Here is an 11815-nt window from a genome sequence, read left to right on the forward strand (position 1 = left end):
GGCGAATCTTCCGCAGGTCCCGATGCAGCCCCAACCGCATGACGTCAATCGCCAAGGCCATCCTCACTCTGGAGCGGCAGCGCTGAAGAAGCTCACTGATTCACAGCGCGGGGGCGCGCTCTGGAGGAGATACATGGTCCGGCCCCTGCCGCCTCGCCGTCCTATCGGTTTCCGCCGTGGCGGACGGCCGATCTACCCCAATCTCGGTGCCTCCTCGGAGGATGAGACGAACGACCAGCTCGACGACGGCCCGGACGACGGCGACCAGGAGCAGCAAATCACCTTTACCCAGGACCGGTTGGGCAAGATGCTCACCCGTGAAAAGGCGCAGGGTGAACGGGCTGCGATGTCGGAGGTGGAGCGGCGGGAACAGGCGGCGACCGAGCGGCGCTGCGCCGGGCCGCGCTGGTGGCGCTCGGCGCGGAAGGCGATGATCTGGTGGACGCCAAGCGCCCCGCTGGCCGTGGACGACGAGGGCGCCGGCGGAGCCCAGATCCAGGCCGCCGCCGAACAGCTCCGCACGAGGTGCCCCGAGCTGTTCGGTGAAGTCCGCACGCCGGCACCGGCCGCTTCTACGGGCGCCCCGGCCGGCCGCGGCCCGATCCGCACGACCCCGGTGCCGAAGCCCGGTTCGGCCGGGCTGGAGATGGCCAAACGTCGTGGGCGGATAGCGGAGTTCAGCGACGCCGCCGCCCGCTAGTCCATGCCAAAGCCTTGGGGGACCACGCTCCCTGAACTTCGTGGGCGACATCGCCTCGGTGGGCGGTGTGCGGATTCTGACCGCAGCGTCCATGGGACACGCACATGTCCATCCAGCCCATCTCGACGTACGAGTCCACCACCGCCAACCGCGAGTGGCTGGCTTCCCTGCACGGTACCGACTCCGTCGAGGGCGTCGTGGAGGACAAGGAGGCTCGACCGGAGGCAGCCGGGGCTGGTGGGGCGAAGAAGTCCCCGACCCGACGCGGCAGCCATTCGGCCACCACCGCGTCGTGACGCACGAGACCGGGGCCGACGTCGGAAACACTCCGGCGGCGGCCCATGGCGCGGAAGGAGGAGCGGGTGGACGAGTTTCAGCGGTCGTGACTATCGGCGCAGCTAGGACCGGCACACAGATCCGGCTGACCTGGAACGACGGTACTTCCGACTGTGCTCGTTGCGCGTGATTGCGCTGGGCGAGCGCAGAGCGAAGCTCCTCGTGGACCTGCTGAAGGTCACCGTCGACGGCGTAGTGACCATGGATCTCCAAGAGAACCTGCGTGAGATCGAGCGGCAGATCGAGCAGGTTCGGCAGGTCGCTGCCCCGGACGACCCCGACGACGTTGGCGGTCCACTCGTCCAGGTCACCTGGTTAACCGCCACCTGTCACTATCGGTAGAGACGGCACGGCAGCACGCCCCGGCCGGTCGGGCAGGACGGGACACGCCGAGGTGGTGGCACGGAGGGCAAGCCGGCGGGCAGGATCAGCATCATGAAGATTCTGGTGCTTGGCGGAACCTGGTTTCTCGGACGGGCAGTTGCCCAGGCCGCACTCGATCGCGGGTGATCTGTTGACGCCTTCAACAGGGGAAGGTCCGGCACCGCGCCGGACGGAACACACGAGATCCACGGAGATCGCACCGTACGCGAGGACCTGGTGCGATTGGGGCAACAGGGGCCTTGGGATGCCGTGGTCGACACCTCGGCCTCCGAGCTTGCCCCGCGCGACGTGCTGGCGGGAGCACGGGCGCTGGAACCCGTCGCGCGGAAGTACGTCTATATCTCGACCGTGAACGCCTACCGCGGATGGCCGGACGAGCCGCTCACGGAATCCTCGGAGTTGTTCGACGCACCGGCTGACGCCGACGTGAACTATGGGCGACTCCCCGCGAACTGGGACGGCCCGGACTGGTACTACGGTCGGCAGAAGGCCGGCGCCGAGCGCGCGGCGAAGGAGGCGTTCGGCGCTTCCCGTGTCTCGATTCTGCGGCCTGGCGTCATCCTGGGGCCCGGGGAATACGTGGGCCGCCTTCCGTGGTGGCTGCAGCGGGCTGCAAAGGGGGGTGCCCCTATCTCTTTGGTCAAGGGAAACGGGGGTGCGTCGGGTTGGCGAGCCGGGCAACATGGCGGGGTGGCTGATCTGCTGTGGGATGACGTGAGTTCCTTCTTCGACCCGGACTTGATGGGATCGTTGCCGGACGTGCGTGTCCCGGATGCCTCGGTGGATGACTGGCAGGCGGTCCTCGATCTTGTCGCGGAGAAGGGATGGAAGTGCCAGTACTCCGAAGGGGAGACGGTGCTTCCGGTGCCTCGGGCGGAGGCCGTGCTGTCCCGCCCGGCGGATGCAGAGTGCCCCGACCTGCGGGTCTGGCCCACTGCCGAGGTGTTGGCGATCTTCCGTTTTCATGCCGACGATGAAGTCGACTTCGACGTCGACCTGCGGGAGTTGCAGGGCCAGGATCGGCTTGACGTGTTCTGCGGCTTCCTCCGTGAGATCGGGCGGCGGCTGGACAAGCCCGTGTTGATGGACCCGGAAAGCGACCATGGCCATCCAGTGCTCGGCTTCGATGTAGAGGCCGATCGAGTCGTTCTTCTCGCAGACCCGCAGGTCAGGTGACTGCGACCGACGACTGCGGTTCGTAGAAGGTGCCGTCGCGGAGCATCGCGAACAGCACGTCGGCCCGGCGTCTGGCGAGGCAGAGCAGGGCCTAGGGGTGATGTTTTCCCTGGGCGATCTTCTTGTCGTAGTAGATCCGGGATGCCGGGTCGCCCAGGGCCGCGAACGCGGAGAGGAAGAAAGCCCGTTTGAGCTGCTTGTTTCCTCTCCTGGAAGGCTGTTCGCCGCGGATCGAGGAGCCCGAGCTGCGGGTCGCCGGGGCGAGTCCGGCGTAGGCGGCGAGGTGGCCGGCGGTCGGGAAGGTGCTGCCGTCGCCGACCTCGATCAGGATGCGGGCTCCGGTCCTGACGCCGACTCCCGGCATCGACCTCAGGACCTTGGAAAGAGGGTGGGCCTCCAGGAGTTCCTCGATCCGCCCTGCCAGCAGTTTCCTCTGGTCAAGGACGGCGGTCAGGGAGCCGGCCAGGCTTGGGACGATCAGTGCGGCCGCCTCGGTGCCCGGAACGATGACGGTCTGCTCGTCCAGGGCGGTGAAGATGTCCTCGACCAGACGCTCGGCCATCCTCGGGGCCTTCGGCCGTAACAGGGTGACCAGGCGGCGCCGTCCGGCCTTGCGGATCTGGGCCGGTGACCCAAACCGTTCCAGCAGCGTGAGGACGGCCGGGTGCTGCAACCGCGGTCCCAGGACCCGTTCCAGCGACGGATGGATCTGGGTCAGCAGGCCGTGGAGCCGGTTGGCGACCCGGGTGGCCTCGCCGGCCAGATCGTCGTCGAAGCCGACGATCATCTCCAGCTCGGCGATCGTCTCGTCCTCACCGTCGATCGCCCGCAGCGTGTGCGGCATCGCCCGGGCGGCGTCGCCCGGGCGGCGTCGGCGATGATGAACGCGTCCCGCGCGTCGGTCTTCGCCTCGCCGGGGTAGAGGTCGGCGATCCGCCGCATTGTCAGGCCCGGCAGATAGGCGACCGGGCAGCCCATGTCCCGGGCGACCGCCAGCGGCAGGGCCCCGATCGAGGCCGGCTGGTCGACCACGACCAGCACCGTCCCGTGCTTGGCCTGGAGCTTCGCGAACAGCTCGCGGAGCTTGGGCTCGGTGTTGGGCAGCCGCTTGTCGAACGCCTTCTTCCCAGCCGGTGTGACGGCGGTGGCGTGGTGTTCGCCCTTGCCGACGTCCAGGCCGAGGAAGACGTCGATGTCCCCGGTGTCGATCACGTGCAGGCCCCTCCATCACGCTTTCGTCCGGCCTTGCCAGGGCACCGAGCTGCCACATCCACGTTACGGAGAGCTCTTCCGGCCTGGGTGAAGCCGGTGCTCAAGCCCCTCATCAGCGGTCCGTCGATGCCTCCGGGCCCGGTGACACCACCCCCCGGATCATCAACAACAAGGGGGGGGGGGAAGTCATGCCGGACCCGAAGGCCGGAGGCCCCATTGCGGAGCCACGAAAAAGGTAACGGGGGGAGCGATCCTTGCACCTGGCGCCCCGCGTAAGACGATCCAACCGGTGGACGTGCGGGACGTGGCGGCCTTCGCGCTGGACCAGGCTGCTTCGTCAAGCGGTAGTGAGTTCAACGTGACCGCCCCGTTGGACCGCGACACTATGGGCGGGTTTCTCGCCGCCTGCGTCGATGCGACGGGGGGCGGCGAGCTTGTGTGGGCGCCTGATGATCTTCTCTTCGCGCACGGTGTGCAGCAGTGGCCCGTGACCCCAGCCAGTTCTTCATCCGGGTCCATTCCGTCACGGGGCACGCCGTGCTCGCCCTGCACATGTGTGCCCCATGCACGCCGGACAGGACCTAGTTGTGGGTAAAGATCGTCTACAAGATCCCCGTCCAGCGCCAGGGGCGCGGCCCTCCGCGCCCGCGGAGACAGTCGACGCGGTGCTGAGCCTCGGCTCGCCATTGCGGGTTGGTGGCCGCGTGCTGGGCGGCGTACGTCACCATGCGCAGCTCTCGGGCACTTGCCAGGACTTCGTAGCCCGCCCAAGTAGTGACGTCGTGGCCGTAAGTGTCGCAGAAGGCGTTGTACTCGGCTTCCGCGACAGCTCCGGTGGTCTTGGTCCGGACTGCGGTCGAGACGAGGTCCCATTCGGGTGGTCCAGCCGAGAAGCGCTCCAGGTCCATGAGTAGCCGCCCCCCGCGTTCGAGCCGCACGACGTTGCCGGGCCATGCGTCGCCATGAACGGGTGCCGTAGCAAGACCCGGGGGCAGGCCGGCGTTCCAACGCTCCACAAGCTCCTCATACAAGCTCGTAAGCCACTTCCGGTCGTCGCCAGTCAGAGTCCGAGCCGCACGCAGCCTCTCAGGGACGCGAACGAACGGGTCCAATCGTCCGATGTCGAAGTCAGGAAGCGGGAGCCCATGCAGCTCCTTAAGGGCCAGCGCAACATCCTGGGTCGATCCATGACGGTGCGGCGGGACCTCCTGCCAGAAGGTGAGCACTCGCCCGCCGCGTTCTAGCGGTTGCTCAACATGCAAAGCCCGCACGACCGGGACCTCGTGCCCGGCGAGCCACCGGGCCACTTTGATCTCGCGGGCCGCGGACTGAAACCGGTCCGGTGGCGCGATGCGGACGATGACGCCTTGCGGCAGTCTCCAGATCTCGTTCTCCGCGATGCGAATCGGCTCCGCACTGCGGGCGTCGATGCCGATCTCGGCGCAGGCGTCTCGCAGTGCGTCGAAAGCGGGTGTCGCCCTGTTCGTCATGCTCGCAAGGTACCCTCGATGGCTTCCCTGAGGTCAGCTACCGGCTGGATCTTGGAATGCTCGCCAGCGAATTGACCGAGTTGGCGAAGGTCATCCGCAGCTCGACGAGACGTCAGGCTGCCACCGATCTCCAGCGCTCTGCACCCGATGGCGGCGGCCTCGTAGGGATCCCCCCGCCTCATGACCAAAGACGCCAGTTTGATGCACGACATCGCACGGGACCTCACGAAGGTCGAACTATGCCCGCGTACGGCTGCCTGGAATCGCTGCCCGGCCTGTGCCGGGTCGTACTCCTCGATCCCGATGGCAAGATCCCAAAGCGCATGGGCAGTATCACCGTTGTGCTGAGCCTCGTCGTAATAGGCCATCCACGGCGGCTCGTTCTCGGGGCGTCGCTGGGCGAAGGCGTCATCGGCCGCACCGACGGCGGCGATCGTCTCCTGGACATTGCGCAGCTTCCCAAAAGCACGGGCTCTGGCTGTGTGCAACATGGCCCGCTCGGAGGGAGTCAGCCGGTCTTGCCGGACCAGCCCCTTCTCCGCGTTGGTGAGCCCATCGTCTGCGTCGCCAAGCCAGATGGCCTGCCGAGCCAGGAAAGAGTAGCCCTTCGCGCGAAGATGCCAGTGCTGCCCTGCCTCCGCGCACTCCACGGCGACCTTGAAGGCGATACGGGCGTCATCATGGCGATAGACGTCGAACTGGCTGGCGCCCGCCACGAGACCCAACTGGGCCACAGCTCCGAGGAATTCAGTAAGTAGCGGCTTAGGGCAATCAACCTCCAAGAGGCTGACCGCCCACTGCATGGAGTTCCTGGCCAGCTGGCTGATCAGGCCGCCCCCGCCGTACGCGTTGTCCCAGGTATGTAGACCAGTTGCGATGTCTCTCGCAGTTCGCGGATCTCCTTGGGGCGGATCTTGCTGGGGGCAGATGGCGTGGTGGCCGGGCCGAGCAGGGCGGAGAGGTCGAGTGGAGCGAGAGCCAAGAGGCTCCCTATGGCCAGAATATTGCGACGGTGCACGGGGTCAGGGCTCCTGATCGATGAAGTTGGGGCGCCTGCCCCCAGGATGGGGCGCTCTAGCTGTGGAACGGCATCCTCCGAAGGCCGTGGAGAGCGTTTATCCGCATCGCAGCTCCGTTTATCCGCATCGCCGAACACCATGGCCCATGCCCGCGTGAACAAGCCGCCGGTGTCGAGCGCGGCGTCCAAACGAGGAGGAAGGTCCTGAGGACAACGGTAGTTGCCCTTCTCGATCTTCAGAAGAACGTCGACGCTGACCTGCACCTTGCTGGCGAAGGGGGCCGCTTTCGGGAACCCTGCGGCCTTGCGTCTCAAGCGCAGCTCATTCCCGAACCACTCCGCTGGTGACCGGGTCGGATCGAGGACCTTCTCTGGCTGCGGCATTGCGGCTCCTGACCTCCTGATGCGGATATCGCGAGACATCCGCATCACCAACTACACGCGCCCCGTGCGCTGCTGCCTCAATAGTTGCTGACCGGTGCAGAACCAGTACACACCGCAACCGGAGGCCCGAGGAGGGGTTCCGGACAACGAACTGGACTTGGACATGGTGAACCTTCTTAACGCTCCCGTTGGAGCGCGCAGCGTTGCTTCGGGAGTGCCGGCACAGCTCACGCAGGAGCTGGTGTTGTCGGAGAAGGCCATTCACCACGTCAAGAACATCGCCATGGAGAGCGTTCGTTTGTGGGGTTACGACTGGCTGGCCTTTGAGGTCGGCGTGGTCGTCACGGAACTTCTGACCAACGTCATGCGCCACGCCAACGTGCCCAACATGCTTGAGAAGCGGGCAAGTTTCCTCATTCAGGCTCTCCCGACCGCGCAAGAAGACGGTCGTCTGGTCGTCGTGATCCACGACGACGACCCGAACGTGCCGCGCGAGCGGTTCGCTGAAGATGACGCAACCAGTGGGAGGGGACTGCCCCTCGTTCGCGGCCTGACGCACTGTTTCGTCTTCGTGCCAGCGGAAGCCGGGAAGGACGCCGTGGCCGTCTTCCGCTTGGGCGAGACCGGCGACAAGCCTGAGGGCCCCCGGGGGGTCACGGCATGAGTACATCTCCAGCTCGACTCCCGAAAGAGGACTTCGTCAAAGGGGCCTCTGCCCTAATCACTTCGCTGCGAGCCTCCTTCCTCCGCGACGAGGACCTGGAGGACGACCTCGACGCGGTTCTCGGCGCTACCGCCGGCCCTGTGGGCGTGGCTGGCGCCAGGTGCCAGCGGGCACGTCGCAAGAGCCTGTTTCATCGACGTGTCCGCGCGGCTGGCGAGATGCTGCCGCCGCCCGACAAGGCAGCGGTGTACGAGCTGGGATGCGCCGTAACCCGCCTGGATCGAACGCTGGGTCAACTCGTCAACATCGCTAAGAGCCGTCTGGAAACGCCGCCGAGCCTGGACATCGACCTGGCCATCCGCCGCGCGAACGACGTGCGCAGCACACAGCCGCGCCCCGTGGGCGAGTTCAAGGGCGATCTCGCGCATCTGCGTCGGCTGGCGATGGCGGCCTCCGACCTCCTCGACCTGCTGAGCGATGAGGAAGACGGCTGATGAGCCTGCTGCCACGTCGGTTCTGGTGCCACACCGACACGTCCGTGGAGACGCTGCCCGAGGACCGGACCGTGGAGACGTCGGAGGACGCAGTCCACTGGGTCCGCGAGTCCGTCCGGGGCGTCTTCCTCTCCTTTGACCGTCGCGTGTTCCACCGGACGTGGGGGTGGCTCGGAGACCACCGGGCCATGGACGCCGGAGTCGTCAGTCTTCAGGGGGGACGACCGTACGAGTTCGCCGTGAAGGTTCAAATGGGGAATTGGCGATGGAGCGCGCACCCGGTTCGGGTACTTCCGCTCGCCACTCCGTGCGGGCATCCGGTCAACTCCAGTTCCAGCAGGCCCTCCGTCGGGTCGGAGGCGTCATGACATTCGAGATCGACACGACCTACAAGGACCTCCGCCGCGGTCTCTCCCAACTCGCCCAACTGGGAGACGAATCCAGTGATCTTGCTGGCGCAGCCGCTGAGAGGCAGCAGACCCAGGACCTGGTGGACTTGTGGCTGCCGCTCGCCAAGACCCGTCTGCGCGAGGCCGTCGACTCACCATCGGATCAGGCGCGCTGGCGCGAGGCCATCCGGGGCGTGGCGCTCCTCGAAGAACCGGAACCCGAAGAACCGGAAGCCGAGGAGCCGGAAGCGGAGGGGGCGGAAGCCGATTCGGGCTTCGTGGCCTTCCTCACCGCCGCACGTGTCCTGCTGCACTGCCTGCTGGAGGCGGAGCGGCCCGGCCCGCGGGTCGTCGCCATCGCGGACCGCGTACGGAAGCTGATCAAGGATGGTGAGTACCCCGCTGGGGCAGGGCTGAATGTCAGCCGCATCGCCACCGAGGCCGGATGCATGGCGGCATCGGTCGAGCGGGCACGCCTCGCGCTCCGTGACCTTGAGGCGGAGGGGCTCGTCACCTTCAACGCCTTGGCCGGTCGGTGGCGTGTCGCGGGGAAAGTCGAGGAACCCGACCGGCCGACCCGGATCGCGGGTTGGCTTCGTGTGCTCATAGCGGAGGGCGTATTTCCCCCGCACTCCAACCTTCCTACGGGCCAGCAGCTGGGGTTCGCTCTGCTCGCACAGTCTGCAGACGTCACAGCGGCACTGCGCATCCTGGCCGACGAGAACATCCTTATCTACCGCGCCGGGATGCGCCTGCTGAGGAAGCCCTGGCCGCCCACCGACGTCGAGCCGTCCCCGGAGATCGCGGATCTGGCGCAGAAGTTGCGCGGCCTCGCGGCTGGGGGTCTGGATCTCAGTCCGTCGAACGTCCGGAACGTCTGCCAGCGCGCGAGGCACTGGTGGCGGTGCCGGCTCACGCCTCCCGTCGACCAGTTGGAGGACGCCTTCCGCACGCTGGTCGGCGCGGCTTCGCACCTCTTCACGCTCTTGGAGACGCGGCCCGCGTACCAGGACATAGACACGCTGCTGCGGCGCACCGCCGTCACCGCCCTCGCGGAGCTGCCGGATGACGTCCAAGAGCGCGTGTGGCGGACGGCGTGCCTGGCCGTCGCGGTTCTCGAACTTCAGGAAGTCGCAACGGGGTTGGCGAGGCAGGGAGTACATCCGCCAGGCGGTAGGTCCGGACCGAGGCCCTACCGGGGACTGCATCTTTCCCGTCTGAGACACCCATCAACGAAACTGGACGAAAAGGAATTCACGATGAATGGCATGATGTCCGTCCTGCTGGCCGGTCTGGCCATCGCCGGAGTCGGCGTTCTCCGCCTCGCGCAGGCGGAGAGGCACCAGCGGCAGCGGAACATCCTGGCGACGACCCGGATGGATCAGGAGTGGCGGCGCCACCTGGAGAGCGACCCTGAGTTGCTGAAGCTCTGGGCCCCCGAAGGCGATGACGTCATGGACCTCGGCCAGTACGCCCGAATCCTGAGCGCCAACCAGCTGGTCTGCGCCCTCGCCGCCCGCTACAAGGTGGGCGTCCTTGACGCGGCCACGCTGCGCGTCCAGGCCGGCTGGTTGATGTCCCGTTCGATCGGCCGTGACTACTGGGAGGCGTGCAGGGCGCTCCGTGACGCCGAGGCCCGCGACCGGTTCGACCGTCGCTTCAACCGGATCTTGAACGACGAGTTCGTCCCTCTCTCGAAGGCCGACACCGTCGCCTGATTCCCTCGCCCTGCTTCGGCATGGCGAATCCACTGACCAAACGGGTGGGCCGCACGCGCTGTCGCTCACCTCGCACGTTCGAAGGAATCCGATGCAACCGCGACTTCAGTGCGTCCCGGTCTCGGTCGGGGCGCTCGGGGTCCGGGCCTGGTCCGACAGGTGGTGCCCATGGACCTGACCTCCAGACCGGCCAACTTGGTACCGGCCGCGGGGCGCCCCGCGTCTCCGCCCGTACACCCTCATACGTACGGCCATCCCGTGTCGGCCCACCTGCTGATCACCAACGACAGGGACAAGCTGCTCGTCCTACACCCGGCCAATGCCCCCGAGCGGTGGTATTTGCCCGGCGGCGTCGTTGAACAGAACGAGTCACCCCTCGATGCAGCGCGCCGCGAGGCACGGGAGGAGCTGGGGCTGGACCTGGTGGTGCGGGAAAGCGACCTGCTCTCGGTCGAATGGATCAAGGCCACGCGCCCCCGCCGGCGAAACAGGCTGGCGTTTCTGTTCGCCGGGCCGCTGCTCACCGCCTTCGACACCGCCCGGATCAAGGTGCCGAACGAAGAACTCGACCGCTGGCGCTGGGCGAGCCGCGCCGAGGCCCGAGCCGTGCTGCACCCCGTGGTGGCCGCGCAGGTCGTGGTGCCACTGGCCCAGCGGGAGCGCGCCGTCTACTGCGAGATCCGGCACGGCACAAAGCAGAGGACACCATGAGTGACGGCGGCCCGTACGGGCGCGTCCGTCCTGATACCCACCCCCCCCCATGGGCCTCTCGCGTGATCCCTGACGTGCGGGTCGCCAGCACCACTTCTCGTTCGGCCCTGGGCGCCACTCCGGCAGTCCGTGGGCACGACCACGACATGAAAGGACGACGATGCGCATAGCTCCGCTCACCCTCGCCGACCTGGCCTCGCCAGTCGCGGTGATCACTGGCGGTTGGTCCCGCGAGCGGGACAGATCCTTATTGTCCGGCCAGACCGTCGCCGAGGCCCTGGACGGCATGGGCGTGAAGACCCGTGTGCTGGACCTCGCCCACCACGAGTCCCTGGTCGACCAGCTGGCGGACATGGACAAGGCATTCCTCGCCATCGCCGGACGCGGAGCGGAGGACGGCCGCCTCCAGGGCCTGCTGGAGACGCTGGCCATCCCCTACACCGGGTCGGGCGTGCTGGCCTCCGCCATCGGGATGCAGAAGATCCACGCCAAGACGGTGGTCTCGCCCGCCGGCGTCCGCGTTCCGCGCGGCGTACGGATCAACCGGGCGGCGCCTGCCACGGTTGAGGCCACCCGGATCAGCGGCCTGCTGGACCTGCCTGTCATCGTCAAGCCGGTGAGCGAGGGCGGATCGATCGGCCTTCAGGTCGCCGCCGATCACCACAGCCTCGTCAGCATCATCGAGGACGGCGGCGCCGACGAGCTGATGGCGGAGGTGTTCCATCCGGGGCGCGCGGTGAGCGTGGGAGTCCTGGAGGACCAGCTGGGCGCCGCGCACGCGCTGCCGCCGCTCGAAGCACGGACACCCAACGGCGTCTACTCCTACGCGGCCAAGCGCGGCACCGCCGACTGCGACTACCACTGCCCGGCGCGGGTCAGCGACGAGATGCTGGACGACCTGCACCGGCAGGCGATCGCCGCTCACCACGCGCTGGGCTGCCACTCCTACTCCCGGCACGACTTCGTCGTCGGCGACGACGGACGTGCCTGGTGGCTGGAGGTGAACACGCTGCCCGGCCTGTCCAGGGAGGGGAACCTCGCCCGTATGGCGAAGGCCACCGGGATCTCCTACGAGCTGCTGCTGACCCACATCCTGCGCGGCGCGAACACCGACCGCCGGGCGCGAGGGTAAGGCCGGC

At 67.4% G+C, this 11815-nt stretch carries 11 protein-coding genes and 2 pseudogenes; 9 read left to right on the top strand and 4 right to left on the bottom strand.

All coding sequences use genetic code 11. The features are described from left to right. The 4 genes and pseudogenes from AB0898_RS30065 to AB0898_RS30080 all read left to right on the top strand — a co-directional run. Positions 1-86 (top strand): annotated as a pseudogene (locus tag AB0898_RS30065) (IS5/IS1182 family transposase); the annotation flags it as partial. Positions 87-804: 718 nt separating this feature from the next. After that, entirely contained in the window at positions 805-996 is a 192-nt protein-coding gene (locus AB0898_RS30070; RefSeq protein WP_366806202.1) for a hypothetical protein, read from the top strand. Between the two features lie 202 nt (positions 997-1198). Continuing rightward, complete coding sequence (locus AB0898_RS30075) at positions 1199-1378, top strand: hypothetical protein (RefSeq protein ID WP_366806204.1); 180 nt, start codon at positions 1199-1201, stop codon at positions 1376-1378. Positions 1379-2110: 732 nt separating this feature from the next. Next, on the top strand, positions 2111-2596 hold the full coding sequence (locus AB0898_RS30080; RefSeq protein WP_366806257.1) for a hypothetical protein: 486 nt from the start codon (positions 2111-2113) through the stop codon (positions 2594-2596). Here AB0898_RS30080 and AB0898_RS30085 read toward each other — a convergent pair. The 4 genes and pseudogenes from AB0898_RS30085 to AB0898_RS30100 form a co-directional block, all read right to left on the bottom strand. Continuing rightward, positions 2589-3805, bottom strand: a pseudogene (locus AB0898_RS30085) (IS110 family transposase). The gene AB0898_RS30080 and the pseudogene AB0898_RS30085 sit on opposite strands and share 8 nt — an antisense overlap. A gap of 605 nt (positions 3806-4410) precedes the next feature. After that, entirely contained in the window at positions 4411-5298 is an 888-nt protein-coding gene (locus AB0898_RS30090; RefSeq protein ID WP_366806205.1) for an aminoglycoside phosphotransferase family protein, read from the bottom strand. Then, the gene (locus AB0898_RS30095) at positions 5295-6101 is read right to left on the bottom strand and encodes a hypothetical protein (protein WP_366806206.1); all 807 of its coding nucleotides are present in this window, start codon (positions 6099-6101) and stop codon (positions 5295-5297) included. The genes AB0898_RS30090 and AB0898_RS30095 overlap by 4 nt, the downstream gene beginning before the upstream one ends. A gap of 23 nt (positions 6102-6124) precedes the next feature. Beyond that, complete coding sequence (locus AB0898_RS30100) at positions 6125-6700, bottom strand: hypothetical protein (RefSeq protein WP_366806207.1); 576 nt, start codon at positions 6698-6700, stop codon at positions 6125-6127. A gap of 94 nt (positions 6701-6794) precedes the next feature. On the opposite strand from AB0898_RS30100, the gene AB0898_RS30105 reads away from it, so the two are divergent. The 5 genes from AB0898_RS30105 (at position 6795) to AB0898_RS30125 (ending at position 11808) form a co-directional block, all read left to right on the top strand. Beyond that, entirely contained in the window at positions 6795-7364 is a 570-nt protein-coding gene (locus AB0898_RS30105; RefSeq protein WP_366806208.1) for an ATP-binding protein, read from the top strand. Next, on the top strand, positions 7361-7858 hold the full coding sequence (locus AB0898_RS30110) for a hypothetical protein (RefSeq protein WP_366806209.1): 498 nt from the start codon (positions 7361-7363) through the stop codon (positions 7856-7858). Before AB0898_RS30105 ends, AB0898_RS30110 begins: the two co-directional genes overlap by 4 nt. Before the next feature lie 364 nt (positions 7859-8222). Then, the gene (locus AB0898_RS30115; protein WP_366806210.1) at positions 8223-9965 is read left to right on the top strand and encodes a DUF6082 family protein; all 1743 of its coding nucleotides are present in this window, start codon (positions 8223-8225) and stop codon (positions 9963-9965) included. Positions 9966-10223: 258 nt separating this feature from the next. Beyond that, on the top strand, positions 10224-10676 hold the full coding sequence (locus AB0898_RS30120) for an NUDIX hydrolase (RefSeq protein WP_366806211.1): 453 nt from the start codon (positions 10224-10226) through the stop codon (positions 10674-10676). A 160-nt stretch (positions 10677-10836) separates the two neighbouring features. Next, on the top strand, positions 10837-11808 hold the full coding sequence (locus tag AB0898_RS30125) for a D-alanine--D-alanine ligase (protein ID WP_366806212.1): 972 nt from the start codon (positions 10837-10839) through the stop codon (positions 11806-11808). The last annotated feature ends 7 nt before the right edge of the window (positions 11809-11815 follow it).

The sequence above is a fragment of the Streptomyces sp. NPDC005435 genome, from assembly GCF_040703155.1.
Classification (GTDB): Bacteria; Actinomycetota; Actinomycetes; order Streptomycetales; family Streptomycetaceae; genus Streptomyces.